The 25,746-nt window shown below is 65.9% G+C and carries 28 protein-coding genes; 26 read left to right on the top strand and 2 right to left on the bottom strand.

What is annotated here, in order from left to right; all coding sequences use genetic code 11:
• Window positions 1-484 precede the first annotated feature (484 nt).
• A complete protein-coding gene (locus tag Q5064_RS09570; RefSeq protein ID WP_302964188.1) occupies window positions 485-976 on the bottom strand; it encodes a hypothetical protein in 492 nt (163 codons plus the stop codon).
• Between the two features lie 16 nt (window positions 977-992).
• Entirely contained in the window at window positions 993-2,573 is a 1,581-nt protein-coding gene (locus tag Q5064_RS09565; protein ID WP_302964187.1) for a molybdopterin-dependent oxidoreductase, read from the bottom strand.
• A gap of 237 nt (window positions 2,574-2,810) precedes the next feature.
• On the opposite strand from Q5064_RS09565, the gene Q5064_RS09560 reads away from it, so the two are divergent.
• From Q5064_RS09560 to rplO, 26 genes are all read left to right on the top strand, one after another.
• The gene (locus Q5064_RS09560; protein WP_302964184.1) at window positions 2,811-4,472 is read left to right on the top strand and encodes a response regulator transcription factor; all 1,662 of its coding nucleotides are present in this window, start codon (window positions 2,811-2,813) and stop codon (window positions 4,470-4,472) included.
• 236 nt (window positions 4,473-4,708) lie between these two features.
• Entirely contained in the window at window positions 4,709-5,410 is a 702-nt protein-coding gene (locus tag Q5064_RS09555) for an ABC transporter ATP-binding protein (protein WP_302964183.1), read from the top strand.
• 49 nt (window positions 5,411-5,459) lie between these two features.
• Window positions 5,460-8,732 (top strand): FtsX-like permease family protein, encoded by a 3,273-nt coding sequence (locus Q5064_RS09550; protein ID WP_302964182.1) that lies wholly within the window; start codon window positions 5,460-5,462, stop codon window positions 8,730-8,732.
• 218 nt (window positions 8,733-8,950) lie between these two features.
• Window positions 8,951-10,330 carry a trigger factor gene (locus Q5064_RS09545; RefSeq protein ID WP_302964181.1) on the top strand — a complete coding sequence of 460 codons (1,380 nt, stop codon included), beginning with the start codon at window positions 8,951-8,953 and terminating at the stop codon, window positions 10,328-10,330.
• Window positions 10,331-10,415: 85 nt separating this feature from the next.
• The gene (locus tag Q5064_RS09540; RefSeq protein WP_302964180.1) at window positions 10,416-12,593 is read left to right on the top strand and encodes a YgiQ family radical SAM protein; all 2,178 of its coding nucleotides are present in this window, start codon (window positions 10,416-10,418) and stop codon (window positions 12,591-12,593) included.
• Window positions 12,594-12,856: 263 nt separating this feature from the next.
• On the top strand, window positions 12,857-15,316 hold the full coding sequence (locus tag Q5064_RS09535; RefSeq protein ID WP_302964178.1) for a molybdopterin-dependent oxidoreductase: 2,460 nt from the start codon (window positions 12,857-12,859) through the stop codon (window positions 15,314-15,316).
• A gap of 7 nt (window positions 15,317-15,323) precedes the next feature.
• On the top strand, window positions 15,324-15,884 hold the full coding sequence (locus Q5064_RS09530; protein ID WP_302964176.1) for a 4Fe-4S dicluster domain-containing protein: 561 nt from the start codon (window positions 15,324-15,326) through the stop codon (window positions 15,882-15,884).
• A gap of 119 nt (window positions 15,885-16,003) precedes the next feature.
• The gene (locus Q5064_RS09525) at window positions 16,004-16,732 is read left to right on the top strand and encodes a Crp/Fnr family transcriptional regulator (RefSeq protein WP_302964174.1); all 729 of its coding nucleotides are present in this window, start codon (window positions 16,004-16,006) and stop codon (window positions 16,730-16,732) included.
• 7 nt (window positions 16,733-16,739) lie between these two features.
• Window positions 16,740-17,939 carry an MFS transporter gene (locus tag Q5064_RS09520; RefSeq protein ID WP_302964173.1) on the top strand — a complete coding sequence of 400 codons (1,200 nt, stop codon included), beginning with the start codon at window positions 16,740-16,742 and terminating at the stop codon, window positions 17,937-17,939.
• A 387-nt stretch (window positions 17,940-18,326) separates the two neighbouring features.
• Entirely contained in the window at window positions 18,327-19,157 is an 831-nt protein-coding gene (gene rplB / locus Q5064_RS09515) for a 50S ribosomal protein L2 (protein WP_022926468.1), read from the top strand.
• Window positions 19,158-19,177: 20 nt separating this feature from the next.
• Window positions 19,178-19,450 carry a 30S ribosomal protein S19 gene (gene rpsS / locus Q5064_RS09510; RefSeq protein ID WP_016309218.1) on the top strand — a complete coding sequence of 91 codons (273 nt, stop codon included), beginning with the start codon at window positions 19,178-19,180 and terminating at the stop codon, window positions 19,448-19,450.
• A gap of 19 nt (window positions 19,451-19,469) precedes the next feature.
• Window positions 19,470-19,811 (top strand): 50S ribosomal protein L22, encoded by a 342-nt coding sequence (rplV, locus tag Q5064_RS09505; protein WP_016309217.1) that lies wholly within the window; start codon window positions 19,470-19,472, stop codon window positions 19,809-19,811.
• Between the two features lie 4 nt (window positions 19,812-19,815).
• Window positions 19,816-20,529 carry a 30S ribosomal protein S3 gene (gene rpsC / locus Q5064_RS09500; RefSeq protein ID WP_302964171.1) on the top strand — a complete coding sequence of 238 codons (714 nt, stop codon included), beginning with the start codon at window positions 19,816-19,818 and terminating at the stop codon, window positions 20,527-20,529.
• Entirely contained in the window at window positions 20,530-20,952 is a 423-nt protein-coding gene (rplP, locus tag Q5064_RS09495) for a 50S ribosomal protein L16 (protein WP_016309215.1), read from the top strand. It begins immediately after the preceding gene.
• Complete coding sequence (gene rpmC / locus Q5064_RS09490; protein ID WP_016309214.1) at window positions 20,952-21,146, top strand: 50S ribosomal protein L29; 195 nt, start codon at window positions 20,952-20,954, stop codon at window positions 21,144-21,146. Before rplP ends, rpmC begins: the two co-directional genes overlap by 1 nt.
• Window positions 21,147-21,165: 19 nt before the next feature.
• A complete protein-coding gene (rpsQ, locus tag Q5064_RS09485) occupies window positions 21,166-21,426 on the top strand; it encodes a 30S ribosomal protein S17 (protein ID WP_028026212.1) in 261 nt (86 codons plus the stop codon).
• 50 nt (window positions 21,427-21,476) lie between these two features.
• Entirely contained in the window at window positions 21,477-21,845 is a 369-nt protein-coding gene (rplN, locus tag Q5064_RS09480; protein ID WP_016309212.1) for a 50S ribosomal protein L14, read from the top strand.
• Window positions 21,846-21,873: 28 nt separating this feature from the next.
• A complete protein-coding gene (gene rplX / locus Q5064_RS09475; RefSeq protein ID WP_302964189.1) occupies window positions 21,874-22,191 on the top strand; it encodes a 50S ribosomal protein L24 in 318 nt (105 codons plus the stop codon).
• Window positions 22,192-22,363: 172 nt separating this feature from the next.
• The gene (gene rplE / locus Q5064_RS09470; protein ID WP_016309210.1) at window positions 22,364-22,915 is read left to right on the top strand and encodes a 50S ribosomal protein L5; all 552 of its coding nucleotides are present in this window, start codon (window positions 22,364-22,366) and stop codon (window positions 22,913-22,915) included.
• A gap of 93 nt (window positions 22,916-23,008) precedes the next feature.
• Window positions 23,009-23,194 (top strand): type Z 30S ribosomal protein S14, encoded by a 186-nt coding sequence (locus Q5064_RS09465; protein WP_013980746.1) that lies wholly within the window; start codon window positions 23,009-23,011, stop codon window positions 23,192-23,194.
• Between the two features lie 101 nt (window positions 23,195-23,295).
• Window positions 23,296-23,694, top strand: a complete 399-nt coding sequence (gene rpsH / locus Q5064_RS09460) for a 30S ribosomal protein S8 (RefSeq protein ID WP_016309209.1) — start codon at window positions 23,296-23,298, stop codon at window positions 23,692-23,694.
• 18 nt (window positions 23,695-23,712) lie between these two features.
• Window positions 23,713-24,252 (top strand): 50S ribosomal protein L6, encoded by a 540-nt coding sequence (rplF, locus tag Q5064_RS09455; protein WP_016309208.1) that lies wholly within the window; start codon window positions 23,713-23,715, stop codon window positions 24,250-24,252.
• 35 nt (window positions 24,253-24,287) lie between these two features.
• A complete protein-coding gene (gene rplR / locus Q5064_RS09450; protein ID WP_302964165.1) occupies window positions 24,288-24,656 on the top strand; it encodes a 50S ribosomal protein L18 in 369 nt (122 codons plus the stop codon).
• Between the two features lie 15 nt (window positions 24,657-24,671).
• Entirely contained in the window at window positions 24,672-25,205 is a 534-nt protein-coding gene (gene rpsE / locus Q5064_RS09445) for a 30S ribosomal protein S5 (protein ID WP_302964163.1), read from the top strand.
• Window positions 25,205-25,396, top strand: coding sequence for a 50S ribosomal protein L30 (gene rpmD / locus Q5064_RS09440; protein WP_016309205.1), 192 nt, complete (start codon window positions 25,205-25,207; stop codon window positions 25,394-25,396). Before rpsE ends, rpmD begins: the two co-directional genes overlap by 1 nt.
• Window positions 25,397-25,548: 152 nt before the next feature.
• Window positions 25,549-25,746, top strand: a 198-nt coding sequence (rplO, locus tag Q5064_RS09435) for a 50S ribosomal protein L15 (RefSeq protein WP_302964158.1), incomplete at its 3' end; no start/stop codon positions are given.

The following is a 25,746-nucleotide window of genomic DNA, read 5'->3' as shown; positions in this document are numbered from 1 at the left end:
CCATCCTTCCGTCTCCCACCCACCCTTTCTTCCTCCGCTTCTCCCTCCATTCGCCCTCCCTGCTTTATCTGGGCTCGCTGGTGGTGCTGGCTGCACTGGCTACACTGGCTACACTGGCTGTTCTGGATGCGCTGAATGTGCCTCTCAGCTCGCAAGGAGGGGGGCGCGGCATTTCTGGGGGCAAAATGCGGCTCTTCGCTCGAGCAGAGACTGGGAAAAGGGCCCAGAGACTCCCTTTCGGGGCGAATCGGACTCTCATGCGGCCACAAATTGCCTCATGGGTTGAGCGGACATGGGGAAAATGGCCCGAACTGGCTCGGAAGGGGCGTTCTCGGTGGAAAGGTGGCCGCAAATGAGGTGTTCGCTTGAGCGGAGGACGCAAAAAAGCCCCCGAGGGCGAATCCTCGGGGGCTTGGCGCTCGGAATCGCCGCCCTGTGGGGAGGGGAGGAGCGGGCGGCTCTTCCGGAGGCGGCTCGATGGAGGCTAGGCAGCGGCCATCTTCAGGATGGTGGCCAGGCTCACGCCCTCCACCTCGGCGTTGGCGATGGCGCCGCCGCCGGGGGCGTTCGTCGAGCAGGCGCAGGCCATGGTATAGCTCTCAGCGCCCTCGGACTCTGCCATGGTGTCCACGGTGGCCTCGAAGGCGGCCGCGCCGTCGCGGCTCACCTCGATGGCCTGCGCCGCCGCCGCGGCCTCGTAGGCGGGCATGGCGGTGCACAGGGCGGCAGCGGCCTTGGCGAACACGCCCGCGATGCTGCCGGTGGAGGTCACGGCGCCCTGGTCGAAGGAGAAGGTTCCCTCGACGGCGCGGGTCTTCACCACATCGCCAGTGCCGACCTCGGATACGGCCTCGATACCGCTCTCGGGCACGTTGGCGGCGTCCGCCGGGGCGGCTGCGGCCACGGTCGCTCCGCCGGAGATGAGGGCGACGGCGGAAAGCGCGCCCCCGATGGTCTTCAGGGTCTGGGATTTCATGATCTCACCGGCCTCTCTACTCTTCAACGTTCACGAACAGGGTGACGGGCTTCTTCATCTGGGTGCCGTCAACGTCGGTGGCCTGCAGCTTCACCTGGTACTTGCCGGCCTCGGTGGGGGTCCAGTCCAGGGAGTAGGTCACCCACTGGAACGGGTCGAAGTCGGTGATCTGGTCGGCGATCTGCACGTCGGTCCAGGTCTTGCCCATGTCGAAGCTGAAGTTCACGCTGGCCAGGTCGCCTACGACGCGGTTCCAGCTGTACACGGCGCCGGTCAGGGTCACGGTCTCGCCCACCTTCGCGGTGACGCCGTCCTCCTGGAACCACATGCCGTTGATGGGGTAGCTCGGGGAGGGCTCGTCGGACTCGGCCATCATGGGGCCCTCGAAGTAGCTCTCGTCCTGGGTGAAGTCGATGGACTGGATGTGCTTCACCTGGCGGGCACCCGGGTTGCCGAGCGTTACGAGCGTCATGGGAGCGCCGTCGTCGTCAGTCAGATCCTCGCCGTAGTACTTCAGGGCGATATAGGCGTTCTCGGTGTAGGTACTCGCCTCGAGGTTCATGGGCGGGAAGGCCTTCCAGCCGTCGGCGCCGGTGGCGTTCACGGCGTTCACGCCGTCGGCCAGGCCGCCGCACTGCTCGATGAGGTAGGCCACCGACACGCCGGACATCGGGATGTTCGACACGAGCGAGCCGCCGCGGCCATTGGTGGCGCAGGCGAGCGCCATGGTGAACTCGGTCTGGGGCATGGCCTCAAGCTCGGCCTTGGTGAACGAGCGGGGGTTCTTCACGCCGGTCAGGCTCACGGTGTTGTTCTCGTCGCACACGGCCTCGAAGCTGAAGGGCTCGCCGTTCTTCTCGGTCACCTCGGGGCCCCAGTTGTTCACGATGAACACGTCGTCGTGATCGGTCACAGCCTGGTCGAGCTTCACGTCGACGGTCGGCGCGCTGTCCTGGGTCATGCCGTTCATGAAGCCGCCGAAGAAGCCACGAGAGTCGACCCAGTCCTGCTCCATCTCGTTGCCGTCGATGTTGGGGTAGCCGCCGAGGGCCGGGTCATCGTAGATGTCGTCCCACAGGACAATCTGGTAGTCGCCCTGGTTTCCGGCGGAGTTCATCGCGTGGCAGCTCCAGCAGTTGCCGTTGGCCTCCACGAAAGTGGTGCTGCCATAGTGGCTCGCATGAATGAGGTCGCCCAGGTACGGACCGGTAAGCGCCGTGTGGCCGCGATGGCAGGGCTCGCAGTCCTGGTAGGTAATGGCCTTGTCGTAGCCCACATGAGTCAGGATGTGGTTGTAGCCATCCTTCATGTTCATGACGTCCCACAGGTCCTCATGGCATGACATGCAGCCGCGGTTGCCCGCGTTCAGCATGTCGGTGGTGGTGAAGGTGTCGTTGAAGTTGCCCGCCGACTTCTCGGTGAAGTCGGGGTACATCGACGCGACCTCCTCGGTGGCACCTCCCTCCTCGCTGCCGGTGCTGGGCAGCGTTGCCTGGGGGGCGCACCCCCACAGCGCGAGCGCGATGGCGAGCACGGCGGCTACGACAGCCAGGCCCATGGCCAGCTTCGAGAACCGCGCGGTTTCCCTCTTCTCCATCTTCCTCTCCTTTCCTTTCTTCTCCAACTACTCTCGCCCGGAACCGCCTTCATCGTTACCTGATGTTGTCTTCCGGGCTGCGCTCTACTCTAGATTCGGGAGTTGCCCTTGAAATCAGCAAGGGTTGTTGAGCTTTTCCGCCCATCTCAACAACTCTTGTTGATTTCAACGAAATGCCAGGTGATATGATGCAATTGGACAAATAGGAGAAACGCACGCGAAAGGAGAGGGGTGCGCGTGGGAGTTGGGGGTCGCGCCGAGGTAAGGAGAGGCGCCGGGGCATCTGCGGCGTGGAATTGGAGTGAAATGCCCGACGGTTTGGGCTGGACGCTGGCTGCGCTGGTGGCGCTGGCGTCATCGGCTATGCTGCTGCACGAGTCGGCGAGCTGGTCGCTCGATTACGCCACGGTCGGGGGCCGGGCAGTGAATATGCGGGCCTATTCCTGCGATGCGCATTCGCTCGGCCTCGTGTTCGGCTACGCCATCACGCAGGTCAATGCCGGCTGGTTTGGCCGTCGCGTGCGCGACGTGCCGACGTGGATCGCCTTTTTCGCCGTGCAGTTCGTGGACGTTCTCGCCTTCTATTGGCTTATGGGCGGCGTGGGTCCGGTTTTTGCCGTGGTGGTCGTGCAGTTCGTGGGGGCGGCGTCCGGTGCCATGTTCTTCGTGGCGACCAGCCAGGTGGCGGCGGTGCTTTCTTCCCGCCAGTTCGTGCTTTCGGCCGTGGCGGTTATCGGGGGCACCACCCTGATCGTGCAGGGGCTGTTCAGCATTCTGGAGACCAATGCGCCCCTCTTCGTGTCCGAGTTGCTGCATCTGGCGCTGGTGGGTGCCGCGCTGCTCTGCACGCTGAAGGCCCTCGCTCCCTCGTCTTGCCTTGCGGCCTCATGGGACGAGACGTCGTATCTGCCCATTCGATCGCAGGCCGTCGCCCTCGATGATGCGGAAGGGCCGGCAGCCGGCGAGACCCCTGGCCGCGCTTCGGGCGTGGCCGCCGCAGACGACGTCGCAGCGGCGGCCCTGCCGGCTCGCGGGCGTCCAGGGCGATCGGGGCGGGCGGTTCCCCTCTGCGTAAGGCTCTTCCTTATTGTGGGGGCGTACGGCGGGGTGTTCGGCTTTCTCCACGTGGTGCCGCTGGCACTCCCGCTCGGCGTGGTCGCCCGGGTGAGTTCGTTTCTCATCGGCGGCGCCCTGGCGCTTGCGCTGTTCGCCGTCACGATGCCCGCCGCCCGCGCGCAGGACGTCTCGCGCATTTGGACGTGCTTCTACCGCTTCGTCTTCCCCGTAGTGACGGTGGCGGCGCTGCTCGGACCCCTGACGGCCTCTACGGAGTTCCTGCCGGCCCTCGTTATGCAGGCGTGCGCGCTCTACTACTTTGACGCGCTTCTGGCCACGGCGTGCTATGCCGTGTGCCGGGCGATTCACGCGGCGCCCTTCCAGGTGTTCGGCCGCGCCTTCCTCATTCGATCGGTTGGGTTTCTCATCGGCAACATCATCGGCTCGGCAGTGCATGATGTCGTCGTGCTCGACACGGCGGCGTTCAGCGTGGCGGGAACGGTGGTGTTCGTGCTGCTGTGCCTGGTGACGTTCAACATGAACTCGGAGCGCTACGCCAAGACGGTGTGGGGCCTTCTGCCCCACGAGGACCCGCGGGGCCGCTTCGAGCGCCGTCGCACCGAGCGCTGCGATGCGCTGGCGGCCGACTTCGGGCTCACCGAGCGCGAGGCCCAGGTGCTGCGCCTTCTGGCCGAGGGTCGACGTCCGAAGGAGATCAGCGAGGCGCTCGTGGTGTCGGTGGCCACGGTGCGCTCGCACGTGCACGCCATCTACACGAAGGCGAACGTGCACTCCGCCGACGAGCTGGCGGCCCTCATTCGCGAGGACGGCCGCTCTGAGTAGGCGCCGCGTCTCTCCCGGGCGGTCGGCTTTTCGCCCCGGTCGCCCCGGCTGCTCCGTCCGCCCCGGCTGCCTCGGCAACCGCTCTTCCGGCCCTTGGCCGCGCTGCCCTCTCGTGCGCCGCTTCTGTTGATTTGCCCGCGCTCGCTTTCGGACGCGGGCCTTCTCGTGTATCGTAAGGTGCGATAGAAGATTGCCGCCGCAGAAAAGCGCGCGGCGCGCAGTGAGGCGAGGTTGTCATGGCTTTCGTTGAGTTTTGCGATGTGAGCAAGGTGTACCAGATGGGCGAGGTGGAAGTGGCCGCCGTCCGCGACATGAGCTTTCAGATCGAGCAGGGCGAGTTCGTGGTGATCGTGGGGCCCTCCGGCGCGGGCAAGACCACGCTCCTCAACATGCTCGGCGGTATGGACACGGCCACCTCGGGCACGATCATGCTCGACGGCGATGAGGTGAGCGCCTACAACAAGAAGCAGCTCACCCGCTACCGCCGCTACGACATCGGCTTCGTGTTCCAGTTCTACAACCTGGTGCAGAATCTCACGGCGCGGGAGAACGTGGAACTGGCGAGCCAGATCTGCCGCGACCCGCTGCCGGCCGACGAGGTGCTGGCCGCCGTCGGGCTCGCCGACCGGGCGCGCAACTTCCCCGGGCAGCTGTCGGGCGGTGAGCAGCAGCGCGTGGCCATCGCCCGTGCGCTGGCGAAGAATCCCAAGCTGTTGTTGTGCGACGAGCCCACCGGCGCGCTCGACTACGAGACGGGCAAGGCCATTCTGAAGCTTCTGCAGGACACCTGCCGCACCACGGGCCGCACGGTGGTGGTCGTCACGCACAACAGCGCGTTCACGGCCATTGCGAATCGCGTCATCCACGTGCGCGAGGGCTCGGTGGCCGCCGTGGAGGTAAACCCGACGCCCCAGTCCGCCGAGGTGCTGGAATGGTAGCGGCAAGCGCGCCCGCGCCCTGCCGCGCGACGCGCCGGGCGGTGGCGCGATGAAAGCGTTCAACAAAGACATCGTGCGCTCCATCCGCCATTCGCTCGGGCGCTTCATCGCCATCGCCGCCATCGTGGCGCTCGGCTGCGGCTTCTATGCCGGCCTGCGCATGACCGCCCCCGACATGAGGCTGGCGGCCGACGCCTACTACGACGGCACGGCGCTCATGGACATTCGCGTGGTGTCCACCCTCGGGCTCACCGACGACGACATCGAGGCTCTGCGCCAGGTTGAGGGCGTGGCCGCGGTGGAAGGGGCCTACTCGGCCGATGTGCTGGCCACGCTGAACGACGAGCAGTACGTCGTGCGCGTGCATTCGCTGCCGCCCGGCGCCCCGCAGAGCGCGCAGACAGATGCCGCCACTGTGGCCTCCGACGATCCCGATTACCTGAACCGGCTCATGTTGACCGAGGGCCGGTGGCCGACCGCTCCCGGCGAGTGCGTCATTTTCAGCGACCGCGTCATGAGCGGCCCGACGGCGCTCGGCGATACGGTGACGGTGGACCCATCGGTGGGGGAGGTGGAGGACACTCTGGCCCGTACCGAGTTCACCGTGGTCGGCTTCGCCCATTCCCCGCTGTACGTCAGCTCCACGGCCATGGGCACGTCCACCATCGGCTCGGGCACGGTCGAGCAATTCATGTACGTGCTGCCCGAGGACTTTGCTGCCGATATGCCCTTCGTGGAAGCCTACGTGACGGTGGAAGGAGCCGCCGAGCTGCCGGCCGACAGCGATGCCTACGACGATCGCGTGGCCGAAGTGGTATCCGCCATCGAGGCGATTGCCCCGGCGCGCGAGGAGGCGCGGGTGGACGGCCTGAAGGCCGAAGCCCGGAAGGACCTCGACGAGGCCCGCGCCGAATTCGAGGCCGAGAAGGCCGATGCCCAGGAGAAGCTCGCGAGCGCCCGCGAGGAGCTGGATGCGGCGAAGACCGAGCTGGACGAGGGGCAGCGCGAGGTGGACGCGGCCGCGTCCACGCTGGCCGCCAACGAGAAGAAGATCGCCGATGGCGAGAAGGCCTACGTCCAGGGAACGGAATCCCTGGAGAAGCGCTCCGCCGACGCCGAGGCCCAGTTCGCCGAGGCTCAGGCGGCCATCGATGCCAACGAGAAGAACCTGGCCGAGGCCCAGGCGGCGCTGCCCGCCATGCGCTCGGCCCTCGACGAGGTGGAGGCCGCCCTGGCCGCCTCCGGGCTGCCGGACGAGCAGCGCGCGGCCCTCGAGGCCCAGAAGGCCGAGATCGAGAAGAACATCGCCGACGTGGCCGCGGCTGAGACGGCCCTCGAGGAGGCCAAGGCCCAGATGGCCGAGCAGCGGGCTGCCGCGGACGCGCAGATCGCCGCGGCGCGCAAGCAGCTCGACCAGGGCAAGGTAGACGTGGAGGAGGGCAAGGCGCGCTTGGAGGAGGGTCGCGCCGCCTACGAGCAGGCGAAGGCCGACCTGGAAGCGGGCCGTGCCGAGTACGAGCAGGGCGTGGCCGCCTATGACGAGGAGGCCGCCCGCGCCAACGAGAAGTTCGACGAGGCCGAGCGCGAGCTGGCCGACGCCCAGGCGAAAATCGACGACATCGAGCCGCCCGACTGGCTTGTCATGGACCGCTCGAAGAACGTGGGACTCGTCAGCTTCGAGAACGACTCCGAGCGCATCGACGCCATCGCGTCGTTCTTCCCCTTCATCTTCTTCCTCGTGGCTGCGCTCGTGGCGCTCACCACCATGACGCGCATGGTGGACGAGGAGCGCATGCTCATCGGCACCTACAAGGCCCTCGGCTACTCCCGGGCGCGCATCACGTCGAAGTACCTCATCTACGCGGCGCTCGCCGCGGGGCTGGGCGCCGCCATCGGCATCGCGGTGCTCTCCCAGGTGCTGCCCTGGGTCATCATGGAGGCCTACTCCATCGTCTACTACGTGCCCCGGGGCGCCACCCCCATCGACTGGCCCATCGCCGGCGCGGCCGCGGCCCTCGGCGTGGGCATCACGCTTCTGGCCACCTGGGCGGCAGCGGCGACCACCCTGCGCGAGACGCCCGCGGCCCTCATGCAGCCGCCGGCGCCCAAAGCCGGCAAGCGCATCCTGCTGGAGCACGTGGGCCCCTTGTGGCGGCACCTCTCGTTCTCGTGGAAGGTCACCTTCCGCAACATCTTCCGCTACAAGCGCCGCCTTATCATGACCTGCGTGGGCATCGCCGGCTGCACGGCGCTTCTGCTCACGGGGCTCGGGCTGCAGAACTCCATCAACGACATCATCGACGTGCAGTACGGCGAGCTGGTGGACTACAACGTGGTGGTGTCCGAGAAGGCCGACGCCGACGACGAGGCCCGCGCGGCCGCCGACGCCATCTTGGACGACACGGCCCAGCTGCCCGTGGCGGTGCGCGCCACCGAGACCTCCATGATCGCCCAGGGCTCCGACGGCTCCGAGGCCATGACCACCATCGTGGCCCCCTCCGATGCTGCGGCCTTCGAGAAGCTGTGGCACTTCCGCACCCGCGAGGGCCACGACGCGGTGACGCTCGACGACGCGGGCGCCGTCATCACCGAGAAGCTGGCATCGAAGCTGGGCATCACCCCCGGTGGCTCCATCACCTTCGCCGAGCAGGACGACTTGGGCAACGCCACCGCCACCACCTACCAGGTACCCGTGGCCGGCATCATCGAGAACTACGTGGGCGACTACGCCTTCATGACGCCGGGCACCTTCGAGCGCGCCTTCGGCGAGGAACCGGACAACCTGACGGTGTATGCCCAGGCAACCGACGATGCCGACGAGCGCACGGCCCTCTCCGAGGCGCTGCGGGCCACCGGAGCGGTAGACACGGTGGCCTTCAACGACGAGGTGATCGATTCCTACCGCCAGATGCTGAAGTCGGTGGACATGGTCGTGGTGGTGCTCGTGGTGGCCGCGGCGGCGCTCGCCTTCATCGTGCTGTACAACCTCACGAACATCAACATCACCGAGCGCGCCCGCGAGATCGCCACGCTCAAGGTGCTCGGCTTCACGCCGCATGAGGTGAACGCCTACATCTTCCGCGAGATCGTGCTGCTCACCATTCTGGGGGCGCTTCTGGGCCTTGCCCTCGGCGTGGTGCTGGAAGGCTTCGTGGTGGTGACCGCCGAGGTGGATCAGGTGATGTTCGGCCGCACCATCCACGCGATGAGCTTCGCCATCGCCTTCGCGCTGACGATGGTGTTCACCGTCGTGGTCATGCTCGTCATGCGCCCGAAGCTCGCCCGCATCGACATGGTGGAGAGCCTGAAGAGCAACGAGTAGGGCAGTTGCGGGGGGGGTGCGTCGGGCGAGGTCGGCCTGGCGCCCTTCCCGGCCCTTCCTCGGCACGGGGCCCTCTCCGCGAGGGCTCCCGCGCGCTGCTTATTTGTGGGCTTCCCGCTGCGCGCGCCGGGGTGGGGAACGCCTGTGCTACCATAGCGGGCAAACCTTTGAGGGCTCGCACAAGGCGGCCCCGCCCGTGAAGGAGGAGCACCGAACCCATGAGAGTTACCGAGAAGAAGCTGGCCGACGGCGTCATCAAGCTGGAATGCGAGGCGACGGCCATCGAGGTGAACAACGCCCTGAAGGAGGCCGGCGAGGCATTCGCCATGTCCATGGGCGTGCGCCCCATGCCGGGCAAGTCCATCGAGCAGCTCTGCCAGGAGCAGCTGGGCATCAGCGACTTGGACAAGATCGTCGAGACGAACGCCATCGAGGTGCTCGTGCCCCGCGCCCTCGACCGCCGCAACCTCGTGCCGGCCTTCCCGCCGAAGGCCACGCCGAGCGTGAAGTTCGAGCGCGGCAAGAAGTTCTCGTTCACGCTGAACGTCACCGTGAAGCCCACCTACGAGCTCACGAGCTACGAGCCGGTGGAAATCACCGTGGCTCCCTTCGTCTTCGACGAGAGCCCCATCAACCAGCAGCTGGAGGAGATCGCGAAGAACTCGGTGACCTACGTGGCCACCGACGCGAAGCCGCTCACGGCGGGGGATGCCTGCTCCATCGCCATGAAGTGCTTCGACGACGGCGAGGAGATCAAGGCCCTTACTTGCGAGGATCGCACCTACATCATGGGCCGCGGCTACATGCCCGCCGGCTTCGACGAGGAGCTGCTCGGCATGGAGCCGGGCCAGACCAAGGAGTTCACCTTCGAGGCCCCGCTCGGCACCGAGAACGGGGAAGTGGTGAACAAGCCCATCTCCTGCACCGTGACGGTGAAGGAAGTGCAGAAGGAAGTCGTGCCGATCATCGACGACGCGTGGGTGAAGGCCAACATGCCCATGTTCGCGAGCAAGGAGGCCCTCGTGGCCGACATGCGCCGCGTCTTCGAGGCCCAGCAGCGCGAGAACTACGAGGGCTACGTGCAGCAGATGGCCGTGGGTGCCCTCACGCGCCGCTTCGAGGGCCGTATCGCCGACGAGATCTACGAGGCCACCCGCGACCACCTCATGAACAATCTGCGCATGGAACTGCAGCAGGCCGGCATGACCTGGGAGCAGTTCGTGGAGGGCAACGGCGGTGAGCAGCAGTTCGGCATGATGCTCATGATGCAGACCCGCGAGGTGCTCGTGCAGGGCTTCTGCCTGGACGCGGTGTACCGCCACGAGCGCATGACGCTGACCGACAAGGACCTGGAAGACGCTTGCTACGGCATGAACCCCCAGGGCAACCCCAAGGCCATGCGCGAGGATCTGGAGGCATCGGGCCGCGGCTTCGCCCTGCGCGAGACCGCCGAGCGTCTGAAGGCCGCTCGCTTCGTGGCCGCCAACGCCAAGATCACCGTGGCTGAGACCCCCGGGGCGCCGGCTTCCGCGGCCGAGGCCGCCGAGGCTCCTGCGGCCGAGAAGCCGGCCGAGGAAGCGAAGGCCGACGAGAACTAGCCAGCGCGGCCGCTCGGACGGCCCTATGCCATAAGATCTGCCAGGGCGGGGAGTTTCCCCGCCCCTTTCTATGAAGAAGGTAGCTGTGTCGAAGAAAACCGCACCGAAACGCCCGCAATCCCCGAAGGCCCCGAAGGCTGCCCAGAGCGGCTCGCGAGCAGCGCAGCCGCACGCGTCCGTGCCCGCGTCGGCCTTCCTGCCCACCACCCGCGCCGAGGCCGATGAGCGCGGCTGGGACGAGCTCGACTTCGTCTACGTGTCGGGCGATGCCTACGTGGACCATCCCTCGTTCGGGAGCGCCATCATCACGCGCGTGCTGGAATCACACGGCTACAAGGTGGGTATCATCGCCCAGCCCGATTGGAACGACCCGGCAAGCATCGCCGTCTTCAGCGAGCCGCGCCTCGGGTTCCTCGTGTCAGCGGGCAATATGGACTCCATGGTGAACCACTACACGGTGAACAAGAAGCGCCGCCACGACGACGCCTACACCCCCGGCGGCAAGGGCGGTGCTCGCCCCAACCACGCGGCGGTGGTGTATTCCAACCTCATCCGGCGCACCTTCAAGAAAACGCCCATCATCCTGGGCGGCATCGAGGCGAGCCTGCGGCGTCTCGCCCACTACGACTACTGGTCCGACTCCCTCAAGCGCTCCATCCTGCTGGATTCCGGGGCCGATCTTATCTCCTACGGCATGGGGGAGCGCTCCATCGTGGAGATCGCCGACGCGCTTGCCGCCGGCCTTGCGGTGGAAGACCTCACGTTCATCGACGGCACGGTGCTTCGCACCCGTTCGCTCGAGCATGTGGTGGACTACCAGATGCTGCCGAGCTGGGAGGAGGTGTCTGCCAGCAAGCGCGCCTTCGCGGAGAGCTTCGCCGCCCAGTACCGCGAGAGCGATCCGGTCACGGGCGGCCGCTTGGTGGAGGCCTATCCCCACGGCGTGTACGTGGTGCAGAACCCGCCGGCGGCCCCGCTCACGCAAAACGAGATGGATGCTGTCTATCGGCTGCCCTACGCGCGCACGTGGCATCCCTCCTACGACGCGGCCGGAGGCGTGCCGGCCCTTGCCGAGGTGAAGTTCTCGCTCACCTCCTGCCGCGGCTGCTTCGGCGAATGCGCCTTCTGCGCGCTCACCTTCCACCAGGGGCGCATTGTCACGGGCCGCTCCCACGAGTCGCTTCTGGAAGAGGCTCGCGCCATGACCGAGGAGCCCGACTTCAAGGGATACATCCACGACGTGGGCGGCCCCACGGCGAACTTCCGCGGGCCGGCCTGCGCCAAGCAGCGCACCCGCGGCGCCTGCGCCGACCGCCGCTGCCTGGGCACGAAGCCCTGCCCGGCGCTGAAGGCCGACCACCGCGACTACACGGGCCTTCTGCGCAAGCTGCGGCGCCTGCCCGGGGTGAAGAAGGTGTTCGTGCGTTCGGGCATCCGCTTCGACTACGTGATGGCCGATCCCGACCCCGAGCGCACATTCCTGCACGAACTTGCCGCCCACCACGTGTCCGGTCAGCTGCGCGTGGCCCCCGAGCACGTGTCCGATGCCGTGCTCTCCGCCATGGGCAAGCCGCCGCGGGCCGTCTACGATGCCTTCTGCGAGGCCTTCGACGAAGCCAACTGCGCGGCGGGGAAGGACCAGTTCGTGGTGCCCTACCTCATGAGCTCGCACCCGGGCAGTACGCTCGCCGAGGCCATCGAGCTGGCGGAGTACGTGCGCGACATGGGCTTCAATCCCGAGCAGGTGCAGGACTTCTACCCCACGCCCTCCACCATCTCCACGTGCATGTACTACACGGGGCTCGACCCGCGCACCATGGAGCCCATCTACGTGCCGAAATCTGCCCGCGAGAAGGCCATGCAGCGCGCGCTCATCCAGTACCGCAATCCCGCGAACTACGACCTGGTGCGTGAGGCTCTGGTGAAAGCGGGCCGCCAAGACCTCATCGGCTGGGACGAGAAATGCCTCATCCGTCCCATCCGTCCCAAGAAGCGCGACGAAGATGCAAACGCTCCGCGCAAGGGGAAGGGAGGATCCCGCGGCGGCAAAGGTGTCGGAAAAGGCGCTGCGCCGGGGAAGGGCAGTGCACCGGCCAAGAGCGGCAAAGCCGGCTCGGGCACCCGCGGCCCGAAGGCCGCCAAAGGCGCCGGCAAAGCTAGCGCTCTCAAACCCGCGAAGGGCCGCCCCGCCCCGAAGGCCCAGCGGGCCGGCAAGCCCCCGAAGGCCAACGGCCGCAAAGGCGGCATCCGCAAGGGCCGCTAGGCCGGCTGCCCCGCCGCTTCGCGACGTCCAGTCAAAAGTGGGGGAGCCTTGCGCACAATATTGGGCAGAAGCCGCCGGAGCCCCTTCCTATACTTGACTCATTCGCTGAGGGGGAGGGGCTCGCACGGAGGCGAACCCGCGAATTGGGGACGAGGCGGGAACATCCGCGCCGTCTCCCCGCAAGGGCTTCCGGCACCCATACCCTTCCAGCGAACCGACGTCGCAGCGCGCGGCGTCGCTCTTACGAGAGAAAGAGGAGGAGTATGGAAGAGAAAGAGCAATTCGCTCCCACCGAGATCGTGAAGGACGGGAAGCTCACCCGCCGCACCTTTGTGAAGGGCGCGGGCTGGCTGACCATCACGTCGGCTGTGGGCGCCACGGCTGTGGGCTGTGCGCCGAGCGCGCCTGCCGAGAAGGAGGAGCTGGCCGAGACGGGCCCGGTGGCCGATCCCGAGGAGGGCTTCACCTACAAGAGCGCCTGCTGCTCGGTGAACTGCACCTCGCGCTGCCATCTGCGGGCTCGCGTGAAGGACGACAAGATCTACACCGTCACGCCGGGCCAGATGCCCGGCCGCGACGACTACGCCAACTGCTGCCTGCGCTCCATCGGCCTGGGCACCCGCACCCACGACGAGAACGTCCGCGTGATGCACCCCATGAAGCGCACCGGCGAGCGCGGCAGCGGCGAGTTCGAGCAGATTACCTGGGAGCAGGCCATCGATGAGATCGCCGAGCGCATGGAGGCCACAAAGGCGCAGTACGGCGCCAAGGCCTGCGGCTTCTACTCGTTCACCGGCAACCTGTCAAAGCTCTCGTGGGAGGCGCCCACGCGCTTCGCCGGCACCTACGGCGGCACCGCCTTCGACATCGAGGGCATCATGGGCGACCACGGCGCCACCATGGGCATGACGCTCTGCTTCGGCCAGGGCCGCGGCGCCCACGACACGCGCGACTACCTGAACTCGAAGATGGTGGTGCTCTGGGGCCGCAACGTGGCCGACACCCATACCTCCGAGTTCCGCTATCTCGTGCGTGCCCGCGAGAACGGTGCCAAGATCGTCGTGGTGGACCCGCGCCTGTGTTCCACGGCTGCCATCGCCGACCAGTGGATTCCCATTAAGGCCCAGACCGATCCGGCGCTGGCCCTCGGCATGATGAACGTCATTATCAGCAACGACCTGCACGCCAAGGACTGGCTCGTCGCGAACTCCGTGGCGCCCTTCCTCGTGCGCGAATCCGACGGCGCGTTTCTGCGCGACGGCGAGGGCGAGGACGCTGCCTGGATGGTATGGGACGAGGCCGCCGGCAAGGCGGTGCCCAACACCACCGAGGGCGTGACCGCCGCGCTCTCCGGCACCTTCGAGGTGGACGGCGAGACCTGCCGCACCTCCTTCGACCACTTGGTGGACGAGGTGTCGAAATACACGCTCGAGTACACCTCTGAGATCACCGGGCTTGACCCCGACGTCATCGAGACCTTCGCCATGGAGTACATCAACGCCCAGCCCGCCGGCATCCGCATGGGCCAGGGCATGCAGCGCGTGTACAACTCGCATTCGCCCTTCCGCACGGTGGCCACGCTGGCCGCGGTGGCCGGCTACATCGGCGTGGAAGGCGGCGGCGCGTCCCATGCGGGCGGCACGGCCTCCATCCGCTCCACCCCCGGCATCACCATCCCTGCGTTCAACTACGACGAGTGGGCCGACACCGGCGCCAACGAGGTGAACATGGTGAAGAGCTCCACGCTCTACGAGCAGATCATCACCGGCGACCCGAACCCCATCGACTTCATGTGGTTCGCGAACTCGAACTTCATCAACATGAGCCCCGATTCCAACAAGATCATCAACGAGGTGCTGCCGAAGATATCCACTATCGTGACCGTGGACCCGTACTGGACCTGGACGGCGCGCTACTCCGACTACGTGCTGCCGGCGTGCAACTACTGGGAGAAGTGGGACTTCCTCGACCGCTCGCCCTGGGTGTTCTTCCAGAGTCCCGCGGTGACGCCGGCCGGCGAGAGCAAGTCCGACGTGGAGATCATGTCGCTTCTGGCCGCGAAGGTGGGTCTGGGCGACCTGTGGGCGAAGACCGACGAGGAGTGGGTGCGCAGCTTCGTGAACGAGGAGCACCCGGCCTGGGAGGGATTCGACTTCGATCAGGCTGTGGCCGACGGCATCTGGGGCCGGCCCGACGGCATCTACGACTCCCAGATCGTCTTCGCCGACGGCGTGTTCGCCACCCCCTCCACGAAGTTCACGTTCTACAACGACGACTTGGTTCAGTTCGACGAGCAGGTGCCCTGCTACAAGCCGATGCTGGAGGACCCGAAGGGCCCGCTCGGCGAGAAGTACCCGCTCGTGTTCCTGCAGTACCACGACCGTATGAACGTGCACACCCAGCACATCGGCATCCCGGCGCTTGCGGGCATTCAGGACGAGCCCTTGCTGGAGATGAACCCGGTGGACGCCGAGGCGCGCGGTATCGCCGACGGCGATGTGGTGAGCATCGTGAACGACCGCGGTGCCTGCAAGATGAAGGTCTTCCTCACCGAGGGCATCGTGCCCGGCACGGTGGCCACCCAGAGCGGCTGGACCCCCGACTACACCATCGAGGGCAACTACCAGACGCTCACCCACTTGACGTTGAACCCCACGGAAGAGCACATTTCCCAGACCTGCACGGCATTCTACGACGTGCTGGTGGAAGTAGAGAAGGCGTAGGTGCGACATGGCTAAGCAATATGGAATGGTGATCGATACGACCCGCTGCATGGGCTGCCAGACCTGTGCCGTGGCCTGCAAGGTGTCCAACGACGTTCCCGGCGAGATCTACTGGGCGCATGTGGAGGGCCTCGACGGCGACGTGTACCGCCCCACGGGCACCTTCCCGCAGGTGAAGATGAACTTCCGCCCGACGCTGTGCAACCACTGCGCCGAGCCGGCCTGCGTGGAGAACTGCCCCACGGGCGCCATGGCCAAGCGCGAGGACAACGGCGCGGTCGTGGTGGATCAGGAGGTCTGCATCGGCTGCGGCACCTGCGCCCAGTCCTGTCCCTACGGCGTGCCGCAGATCGACGAGGAGGCCGCCGTGTCCTCGAAGTGCACGATGTGCTTCGACCGGCTGGACAACGACCACAGGCCCTGGTGCGTGCAGGCCTGCCCGGCCGAGGCGCGCATCGTGGGAGACTTGAACGACCCCGAGAGCGAGGCGGCGAAGTACATCGCCGACAAGGGTGCCGTGCCCTACCTCGAGGAGCATGGGACCACGCCTTCGGTCTACTACATGTAAGAGGGCCCTCCCTTTCGAGGGGCGGCGGTTTCGGCCGCCGCCCCTCTTTGCTCGGGAGAGGTCTTTGCTACAATGGCATTGCCGCTGCGGGGAGAGCGGCACGAGGGGGAGGGGAAATCATGACGTGGACGGGAAAGAACGAGGTTCTCGAAGAGGTCATCAGCAGATCCGAGCTCGAGCGCATGCTCGACGAGGTAGGAGCTTCTTACACCTCCCGGCGCATTCCAGCCGGGGCCATGGTGTTCTGGAGCGGCGAGCCCGACGGCAATCACTACTATCTGGAAAGCGGCTCGGTGGAGCTGTTCGGCGTGGACGCCGCCGGCCGCAAGAAGGTCATCGACCGCTACGGCCCCGGCATGTTCTTCGGCTTCCATATCCTGCGCGATAGCAATCTGACGATGTCCACGGCCCAGTGCTTGGAGGACAGCCGCATCCTGGCCATTCCCAAGGAGTCGTTCTTCAAGTTGCTGCGCGGCGGATCGGAGTTCTCCGAGTACTGCGTGCGCTACCTGTTCGGGCTGCTCTCCATGCAGACCAACGAGATGCTGAGCCAGTCGTTCTACGCCACGGCCCAACGGGTGCCGATGCTGCTCTCGCGGCTGATGGCCGAGCAGGGCGGCCGCGCGGGCAAGGGGAGCGGCGCGGGGGCGCCTTCCGCCGAGGATGCCGCTGTCTTTCTGCCCTACAGCAACAACGACATCGCGGATATGCTCGGCGTGAGCCGCAACTCGGTGACGACGGTCATCTCGCGGCTGCAGTCCCAGGGTATCGTGGAGAAGCAGCGCAACGCCATCCGCGTGCTCGATCCCGACCGCCTGGCGCAGATCGCCCGGCGCGAGCAGGAGTAGAAAACCCGTGGGCGGCCGTGCTACGGCCCGTGCCCTGGCCCCGCTGTTCGCGGCGGGCTTCCTCGCCTACGGCTACAACAACATCTTCATGACGCTGACGCCCACGTTCGTGACCTCCCTCGGCGGCTCCCTTGCCGAGGCCGGCCTGCAGAACAGCGTCTACCTGGCCGTCGCCGTCGTGCTCCGCTTCGCCTTCGGCCCTCTCGCCGACCGGTGGGGCACCAAGCCCGTCATGGCGGCGGGGCTGGCGTCCTTCATCGTAGGAGGCGCGCTGTTCCCCTTTGCCGGGGCCTTTTGGCAGGTGGTGGCCGTGCGTTGCATCCAAGCCATCGGCCTTGCCGCCTTCTGGTCGTCGGCCACGGCCACGGTCTCCAACACCGCCCCGCCCGAGTCTCGGGGCTGGTGGCTCGGCCTTTACCGCCTCGTAACCTCCGTATCGCTCCTCGTGGGTCCCCTTGTGGCCTTCGAACTCGTGGACGTCGCGGGATTCGCCGCCTGCTTCGGGCTGCTCACGGCTTGCGCGGCCGCCGCTCTCCTCTGCGTGATGGCCTTGGGAAGGCTCGGCGCCGAGCCGTCCGCATCTGGCGAGGCAGCCCGGCCGTCCGCCGCCCCGGCGTCGGGCGCCGCGCCGTCGCCCGGTGACTCGTTGCGCCAGTCGGTTTCCGCCGTCGTGCTCGCCGTGGTGGTGGGCGGCACCTTTATCGCCGCCGTGGGCTACGGGCTGCTCTTCAGCTTCGCCGGCACCGCCGCCGCGGCCATGGGCCTTGCCCTCGGCGCCGGCTGGTACTTCTCGCTCGTCGGCCTCGGGGGCCTTGCGGCCAATCCTGTGGCGGGGCTGCTCGCCGACCGCTTGGGCCCGCGCCGCCTCCTCGGGGCCCATCTGCTGCTCGTGGCCGCGGGCCTTGCCTTGTTTCCGCTGGCAGCCCATTCATCTGCCGCCTTCGCCGCATCGGGCCTCGCCGCCGGCTACGGTTATGCCGGCGCCATGGTGTGCGCTCAGGCGGAGGCCGCCTCCCGCGTGTCTGCGGCCTATTGCGCGACGGTGCTCGCGCTGCAGCAGAACGCCATCGACCTCGGCATCGCCTCAGCAGGCGCCATCTTCGGCCTCGCCTTCACAGCGATGGGCCCCGCCGCCCCCGGACCCTTCCTCGTTCAGGCCGCCGCCGTCCTCGCCGCGGCCCTCCTCCTGCTGCGCCGCGCCCGCTGAGGCCCGGGGCCGACAGGAGGACTTTCGGCTCCGCAGGCATTTGAGCGCCCCGCGGGCGTCTTCCCCGCCCTCCCCATCCTCCCCGTATGTGGCAGAAATGTGGGGGAGCGCCGCCGAGCGAAAAACTTCTTGAATGCGCCATACCCCACGCCTATAATGCATCTTTGCGTCTGTGTGGCCAGCGATGGATACACCCGGGCGCGTGGTTAGACGGCGTCGCGACTTCGAGCCTCCATCGGAGCCGATCGGCAATCGCCTGGCCACCAGGTAAGGGAGCTTCCGGTGTGCGGAGAGGCGCGCGAGCGGAAGATCCAAGGTAAGGGACGAAGCGGCCCGGTTGCCCTACCAGCCGGAACGACGAGTCCGAAGTCAAGAAAGGTTGTTACTGTGGGAATCAAACAGTACAAGCCGACGAGCCCCGGCCGACGTTTCCAGACGGTCTCCGACTTCGCGGAGATCACCACGTCCAAGCCGGAGAAGTCTCTGCTGGCCCCGAAGCCGAAGAAGGCCGGTCGCAACTGCTATGGTCGCATCACCACCCGTCACCAGGGCGGCGGCAACAAGCAGCGCTACCGCATCATCGACTTCAAGCGGAACAAGGACGGCGTGCCCGCCAAGGTCGCCACGATCGAGTACGATCCCAACCGTTCCGCCCGTATCGCTCTGCTGCACTACGTTGACGGCGAGAAGCGCTACATCATCCACCCGAAGGGCCTGAAGGTGGGCGACATCGTGGTTTCCGGTCCCGATGCCGACATCAAGCCCGGCAACGCGCTGCCTTTGGCCAACATCCCGGTCGGTACGCTCATCCACAACGTGGAGCTGCAGCCCGGCAAGGGTGCTGCCATCGCCCGTTCCGCCGGCACTTCCATCCAGCTCATGGGCAAGGAGGGCAACTACGCCATCCTGCGCATGCCCTCTTCCGAGATGCGCCGCGTGCTGATCACCTGCCGCGCCACCATCGGCGAGGTGGGCAATGCCGAGCACTCCAACATCAAGATCGGCAAGGCCGGCCGCAAGCGTTGGATGGGCGTCCGTCCGACCGTCCGCGGTACCGTTATGAACCCGGTCGACCACCCGCACGGCGGCGGCGAGGGCAAGAACAAGTCCGCCGGTCGTCACCCGGTCACCCCGTGGGGCGTGCCGACCAAGGGCCATCGCACCCGCAACAAGAAGAAGGCTTCGAGCCGTCTCATCATCCGTCGTCGCAAGAAGTAGCGGAATAGAAGGAGTCTTAAGTGAGCAGAAGTTTGAAAAAGGGTCCTTTCGTAGAGCCGCGCCTGCTTGCCCGTATCGAGGCAATGAATGCGGCTGGCGAGAAGAACGTCATCAAGACCTGGTCGCGCGCCAGCACCATCTTCCCGGAAATGGTGGGTCACACCATCGCCGTGTACGATGGCCGCAAGCACGTGCCGGTCTACATTACCGAGTCTATGGTTGGCCACAAGCTGGGCGAGTTCTCGCCGACCCGTACCTTCAAGGGTCACGCGGCCGACAAGAAGAAGCGATAGGGCATAGGTGAGAAGTTACATGGAAACTAAAGCAGTATCGCGTTACGTCCGCATCGCTCCCCGCAAGGCCCGCGCCGTGGTCGACCTGGTTCGCGGTAAGTCCGTGACCCAGGCCCGCGAGATTCTGGCCTTCTGCGAGCGCGCCGCCGCCGAGAACGTCGCCAAGACGCTGAACTCCGCGGTCGCCAACGCCGAGCACAACAACCACCTTCGCGGCGACAACCTGGTCGTGAAGACCGCGTTCGTCGACGAGGGCCCCACCCTGAAGCGCATTCGTCCCCGCGCCAAGGGCTCCGCGTCGCGCATCAACAAGCGCACGTGCCACATCACCATCGTCGTCGCACCCCGAGAGGAGGCATAAGGTAATGGGTCAGAAAGTAAGCCCTACCGGATTCCGCCTCGGTATCACCGAGGATTGGCGCAGCCGCTGGTACGCCGGCAAGGACTACGCCGCCACGCTTGAGAACGACATTGCCATCCGCAAGTTCCTCGACAAGCGTCTCGCCCGCGCCTCCGTCTCCAAGGTGGAGATCGAGCGTGCCGGCGACAAGATCAAGGTCGCCATCACCACCGCCCGTCCCGGCGTGGTCATCGGCAAGAAGGGCGCCGAGATCGACGCTCTGCGCAAGGACCTGGAGAAGGTCGCCAACGGTCCTGTGTCCATCGACGTCATCGAGGTGAAGCGCCCCGAGCTGGACGCCGAGCTCATCGCCCAGTCCGTGGCCGAGCAGCTCGAGGGCCGCGTGGCCTTCCGCCGCGCCATGCGCAAGGCCGTGCAGTCCGCCATGAAGTCCGGCGCCAAGGGCATCCGCATCCAGTGCTCCGGCCGTCTGGGCGGCGCCGAGATGAGCCGCCGCGAGTGGTACCGCGAGGGTCGCGTGCCGCTGCACACCCTCCGCGCGAAGATCGACTACGGCTTCGCCACCGCCGCCACCACCATGGGCTCCATCGGCGTGCAGGTGTGGGTGTACCACGGCGAGGTGCTGCCGGGCCAGAAGGCTCCCCAGCCCGCGCTCGAGGGCTCTTCGCGCCCCAACCGTTCCCGTCGTAACGATCGCCGCGAGAGGGGTGACAAGTAAATGCTCGTACCTAAGCGCGTCAAGCACCGCAAGGTGCAGCGTGGTTCCATGAAGGGCAAGGCCAAGGGTGGCACGCGCCTGAACCACGGTGAGTACGGCATCCAGGCCCTGGAGGCCCACTGGATTACCAACCGTCAGATCGAGGCTGCTCGTATCGCCATGACCCGCCACATGAAGCGTGGCGGCAAGGTGTGGATCACCATCTTCCCCGACAAGCCGATCACCTCCAAGCCCGCCGAGACCCGCATGGGTTCTGGTAAGGGCAACCCCGAGGGCTGGGTCGCCGTCGTGAAGCCGGGCCGCATCATGTTCGAGATCGCCGGTGTGGACGATGAGACCGCCCGCGAGGCTCTGCGTCTGGCCATCAACAAGCTGCCCATCAAGTGCAAGATCGTCACTCGTGAAACGGAGGGGCAGCAATAATGAAAGCAGCAGAGATTCGTGAACTTTCTGCCGAGGACCTGCAGGTGAAGTTGAAGGAGGCCAAGGCTGAGCTGTTCAACCTCCGCTTCCAGATGGCCACGAGCCAGCTCGACAACACCGCCCGCGTGAAGCAGGTTAAGAAGGACATCGCGCGCATCATGACTGAGATGCGGGCTCGCGAGCTGAGCGCGTAGATCAAGGAAGGTGCAAACAATGACTGAAGAGCGCAATTTGCGTAAGGTTCGTCAGGGCATCGTGGTGAGCGACGCCAATGACAAGACCATCGTGGTGGCCGTGGAGGAGCGCAAGCCCCATCCCATCTACAAGAAGATGATCACCTCCACCAAGAAGTTCCATGCCCATGACGAGAACAACGAGGCCGGCGTCGGCGACACCGTTCAGATCATGGAGACGCGCCCGCTGTCCAAGATGAAGCGCTGGCGTTTGCTGAAGATCGTCGAGAAGGCCAAATAGTTTTGGTGCGCTTGCACGAGAGCTATTGATAAGGAAAGTAGGAACATCACATGATTCAGATGCAATCCATGCTCGCCGTGGCCGACAACTCCGGCGCTCGCAAGGTGCAGTGCATCAAGGTCCTGGGCGGCTCGAAGCGCCGCTACGCGGGCCTCGGTGACGTGATCATCTGCAGCGTCAAGGAAGCGATGCCCAACGGCAACGTCAAGAAGGGCGAGGTTGTGCGCTGCGTGATCGTGCGCGTGAAGAAGGAAGTCCGCCGCAACGACGGCTCCTACATCCGCTTCGATCAGAACGCCGCCGTGCTGATCAACCAGGACGGCTCTCCGCGCGGCACCCGTATCTTCGGGCCTGTCGCCCGCGAGCTGCGCGACAAGAAGTACATGAAGATCGTGTCTCTGGCACCGGAAACGCTGTAGGGGAGGTGTCAGAATGGCTCAGAACAAGATGACGATCCGCAAGGGCGACACCGTCAAGGTCATCAGCGGCAAGGACCGCGGCAAGACCGGCAAGGTGCTCCGCTCGGTTCCCGAGAAGTCCCGCGTGGTGGTCGAGAAGGTGAACCTGGCGAAGAAGGCCATGCGCCCCACCCAGCAGAACCCCCAGGGCGGCATCACCACCATCGAGGCCCCCATCCACGTGTCCAACGTGATGCTGGTGTGCCCCAGCTGCGGCGAGGCCACCCGCGTGGCCCGTCGCCGCGATGACGGCAAGCTCGTCCGCGTGTGCAAGAAGTGCGGCAAGGACATTCCCGCCGCCGAGTAAATGCCACCGTTGAAATCCGCTTCCTGTGAAGGAAGCGGATTTCTTCTTGGATAGAGGCCCTAACTGTGGGACAATATCCAATCGCGCGCGTGCGCGCTATGGCCCCGGGAAGGTCCCGGGGACGCGGGGTCGGAAATCCCGCGTTTAATCCATCGAAGAAAGGCAAAGACTGATGGCTGAGACTCCTCGTCTGAAGGTCAAGTACCAGACCGAGATCGTGCCGGCGCTCGTTGAGCAGCTCGGCATCAAGAACGTGAACTGCGTGCCCCGCCTCGAGAAGATCGTGGTGAACATGGGCGTTGGCGCCGCCGCCGGCGACTCCAAGCTGCTCGACGCCGCCATGAACGACATGCGCATCATCACCGGCCAGCAGCCCTGCGTGACCCGCGCCAAGAAGTCCATCGCCGGCTTCCATGTGCGCGAGGGCCAGGCTATCGGCTGCAAGGTGACCCTGCGCGGCGACCGCATGTGGGAGTTCCTCGATCGCCTGCTGGCCACCGCTCTTCCCCGCGTCCGCGACTTCCGCGGCATCTCGCCGAAGAGCTTCGACGGCCGCGGCAACTACACGCTCGGCATCACCGAGCAGCTGATCTTCCCCGAGATCGAGTACGACAAGATCGACCGCACCCGCGGCATGGACATCACCTTTGTCACCAATGCCGGCGAGAACGAGGGTGCCTTCGCGCTGCTTTCGGCGCTCGGCTTCCCGTTCAAGAGCAAGTAAACCGATCGGGGCCTTGTGCCCTGCGTCGCGTAACCTCAGGTTTTAAGTCCGCAAAGGACGCGGATTTAAAAGGCATAAGAAAGAAGGACATGCATGGCTAAGAAATCGATGATCGCCAAAGCCAAGCGCGAGCCGAAGTTCTCGACGCGTCAGCATAACCGCTGCACCCGTTGCGGACGTCCCCGCGCCTACTACCGCAAGTTCGGCCTGTGCCGCATTTGCGTGCGTGAATTGGCCAACAAAGGCGAGCTGCCCGGCGTGACCAAGGCTTCCTGGTAAGTACTGGCACGTTTTGGGTGTGCCGGCGTTACAGGCGGAGGCGCTAAGGGCGCCGACGAACCGAACGCACGGTTCATCACGGATCAAAGGAGAAACACAACATGACAATGACCGACCCCATCGCAGACATGCTGACGCGCGTGCGCAACGGCCAGTCTGCCGGCAAGGCGACGGTTTCCATGCCGTCGAGCAAGAAGCTCGTCGAGATCGTGCGCATCATGGAGCAGGAAGGCTACATCCAGCGCTTCGACGTGATCGACGGCGAGCCCCGCGCCACGCTTGAGATCACCCTCAAGTACGGCCCGAAGAAGGCCAAGACCATCCGCGGCATCAAGCGCATCTCCAAGCCCGGCCTGCGTATCTACGCCGGCAAGGACGAGCTGCCCCGCGTGCTCGGCGGTCTGGGCACTGCCATCATCTCGACGTCCCGCGGCGTTATGACCGACCGCGATGCCCGCAAAGAGGGCATCGGCGGCGAGGTCATCGCCTATCTGTGGTAGGAAAGGAAGGTAGAGCATATGTCTCGTATCGGTAAGATGCCCATTCCCGTTCCTGCCGGCGTCGATGTGACCATCGACGGCCAGACGGTGACGGTCAAGGGCCCCAAGGGCGAACTGACCCGCACGTTCCTGCCGTCCATGACCATCACCCGCGAGGGCGATGAGCTTATCGTGACCCGTCCCGACGACACCCGTGAGTCCAAGAGCGCTCACGGCCTTACCCGCTCGCTGCTCGCCAACATGGTGGAGGGCGTGTCGGCCGGCTTCTCCAAGAAGCTGCAGCTCGTCGGCGTCGGCTACCGCGCGGCACTCAAGGGCAAGGATCTGGAGATGCAGCTCGGCTACTCCCACCCGGTGCTGGTGGAGGCCCCCGAGAACATCACCTTCGAGGTTCCCTCGCAGACCGAGATCGTGGTCTCGGGTCCCTCCAAGGAGCAGGTGGGTCAGGTTGCCGCGAACATCCGCAAGTGGCGCAAGCCGGAGCCCTACAAGGGCAAGGGCATTCGCTACGAGGGCGAGCATGTCCGCCGCAAGGCTGGCAAGGCCGGCAAAGACTAAGCCTCATTACGGTAGCTGATTGAAGGGATCAACCTATGAATAAGCAACAGGAGAAGCAGGCCCGTCTTGCCCGTCGCCATCGTCGCGTGCGCGGTAAGATCTCCGGCACTGCCGCTCGTCCGCGTCTGTGCGTGACGCGCAGCAACAACAACATGTACGTGCAGGTCATCGATGACGTGGCTCACACCACCATCTGCGGCGTGTCCACGCTCGGCGAGGCCTTCAAGGCCACCGGCAAGAGCGGCGCGACCGTCGAGGGCGCGGCCGAGCTCGGCACCATCGTTGGCAAGTTGGCTCAGGAAAACGGCGTGACGGAAGTTGTGTTCGACCGTGGCGGCCACCTGTATCATGGGCGCGTGAAGGCTCTCGCCGAGGCTGCCCGTGAAGCAGGTTTGAAATTCTAGAAGGGGTTTTAGCTTATGGCTCGTAACAACAACCGCCAGCAGCAGGAGAGCGCGACTCCCGAGCTGCAGGAGCGCGTCGTCTTCATCAACCGCGTGGCCAAGACCGTGAAGGGCGGCCGTCGCATGCAGCTGTCCGCTCTCGTGGTCGTGGGCGACGGCAACGGTCGTGTGGGCGTGGGCATGGGCAAGTCCCAGGAAGTGCCCACCGCCATCAAGAAGGGCGTGGAGGACGCGAAGAAGAACATGTTCACCGTGCCCGTGACCGCCGAGGGCACCGTGCCCCATGAGATCATGGGCGAGTACGGCGCCGGCCGCGTGCTCATCAAGCCGGCCGTTGCCGGTACCGGCGTGCTCGCCGGCGGCCCGGTCCGCGCCATCATGGAGCTTGCGGGCGTGCAGAACGTTATCACCAAGTCGCTCGGCACCAACAACGCCATGAACATCGTGAAGGCCGCTGCCGAGGGCTTGAAGAACATGGAGAGCCCCGCCGAGGTTGCCGCCCGCCGCGGCATCTCCGTGGCCGAGATGTTCGGTGGGAAGGAGAACTAATGGCTGAGACGAAGAAGACCCTGCGTCTGACTCAGGTGAAGAGCGCCATCGGCCGCAAGCCGAACCAGGGTCGCACCCTGCGCGCCCTGGGTCTCCACGGCATCGGCAGCTCCGTCGATCAGGTGGACAACGAGAGCGTTCGCGGTATGATCTTCACCGTGAAGCACCTCATCACCGTCGAGGAGATCTAAGTCCCCTCGCACCCATTTCGATGGTTCCCGGCGCACCCGATTGGCGGGTGCGCCGTTGCCATGATACAAGGAAGTTTGCTGGCGGCGAGCTGCCAGCACCGGTCGGGATAAAGGAAAGTCCCGGTCGGAAAGCGAAAAGGAGAAAGCACAACATGGAACTCAAGGATCTGCGCCCCGCTGAGGGCTCCACCAAGAACCGCAAGCGCGTGGGCCGCGGCCCGGCTTCGGGCACCGGCAAGACCGCTGGTCGCGGCATGAACGGCCAGAAGTCCCGCGCTGGCGGCGGCAAGGGCGCCGGCTTCGAGGGCGGCCAGACCCCGCTCGCCCGTCGTCTGCCGAAGCTCCCCGGC

This window comes from uncultured Adlercreutzia sp., from assembly GCF_958431955.1.
In the GTDB taxonomy this organism is placed as follows: domain Bacteria; phylum Actinomycetota; class Coriobacteriia; order Coriobacteriales; family Eggerthellaceae; genus Adlercreutzia.
The sequence above is the reverse complement of the archived record's forward strand: the minus strand, read 5'-3'. Positions and strand labels throughout refer to the sequence as shown.

Coding starts and splice junctions, on each gene's coding strand:
- Q5064_RS09555 (WP_302964183.1), top strand. CDS start 4,709: ATGGCTTTCGTTGAGTTTTGCGATGTGAGCAAGGTGTACCAGATGGGC.
- Q5064_RS09465 (WP_013980746.1), top strand. CDS start 23,009: ATGGCTAAGAAATCGATGATCGCCAAAGCCAAGCGCGAGCCGAAGTTC.
- Q5064_RS09550 (WP_302964182.1), top strand. CDS start 5,460: ATGAAAGCGTTCAACAAAGACATCGTGCGCTCCATCCGCCATTCGCTC.
- rplN (WP_016309212.1), top strand. CDS start 21,477: ATGATTCAGATGCAATCCATGCTCGCCGTGGCCGACAACTCCGGCGCT.
- rplF (WP_016309208.1), top strand. CDS start 23,713: ATGTCTCGTATCGGTAAGATGCCCATTCCCGTTCCTGCCGGCGTCGAT.
- rplE (WP_016309210.1), top strand. CDS start 22,364: ATGGCTGAGACTCCTCGTCTGAAGGTCAAGTACCAGACCGAGATCGTG.
- rpsC (WP_302964171.1), top strand. CDS start 19,816: ATGGGTCAGAAAGTAAGCCCTACCGGATTCCGCCTCGGTATCACCGAG.
- Q5064_RS09530 (WP_302964176.1), top strand. CDS start 15,324: ATGGCTAAGCAATATGGAATGGTGATCGATACGACCCGCTGCATGGGC.
- Q5064_RS09545 (WP_302964181.1), top strand. CDS start 8,951: ATGAGAGTTACCGAGAAGAAGCTGGCCGACGGCGTCATCAAGCTGGAA.
- Q5064_RS09565 (WP_302964187.1), bottom strand. CDS start 2,573: ATGGAGAAGAGGGAAACCGCGCGGTTCTCGAAGCTGGCCATGGGCCTG.
- Q5064_RS09535 (WP_302964178.1), top strand. CDS start 12,857: ATGGAAGAGAAAGAGCAATTCGCTCCCACCGAGATCGTGAAGGACGGG.
- rplV (WP_016309217.1), top strand. CDS start 19,470: ATGGAAACTAAAGCAGTATCGCGTTACGTCCGCATCGCTCCCCGCAAG.
- rplP (WP_016309215.1), top strand. CDS start 20,530: ATGCTCGTACCTAAGCGCGTCAAGCACCGCAAGGTGCAGCGTGGTTCC.
- rplR (WP_302964165.1), top strand. CDS start 24,288: ATGAATAAGCAACAGGAGAAGCAGGCCCGTCTTGCCCGTCGCCATCGT.
- rpsH (WP_016309209.1), top strand. CDS start 23,296: ATGACAATGACCGACCCCATCGCAGACATGCTGACGCGCGTGCGCAAC.
- Q5064_RS09525 (WP_302964174.1), top strand. CDS start 16,004: ATGACGTGGACGGGAAAGAACGAGGTTCTCGAAGAGGTCATCAGCAGA.
- rpmC (WP_016309214.1), top strand. CDS start 20,952: ATGAAAGCAGCAGAGATTCGTGAACTTTCTGCCGAGGACCTGCAGGTG.
- rplX (WP_302964189.1), top strand. CDS start 21,874: ATGACGATCCGCAAGGGCGACACCGTCAAGGTCATCAGCGGCAAGGAC.
- Q5064_RS09570 (WP_302964188.1), bottom strand. CDS start 976: ATGAAATCCCAGACCCTGAAGACCATCGGGGGCGCGCTTTCCGCCGTC.
- rpsE (WP_302964163.1), top strand. CDS start 24,672: ATGGCTCGTAACAACAACCGCCAGCAGCAGGAGAGCGCGACTCCCGAG.
- rpmD (WP_016309205.1), top strand. CDS start 25,205: ATGGCTGAGACGAAGAAGACCCTGCGTCTGACTCAGGTGAAGAGCGCC.
- rpsQ (WP_028026212.1), top strand. CDS start 21,166: ATGACTGAAGAGCGCAATTTGCGTAAGGTTCGTCAGGGCATCGTGGTG.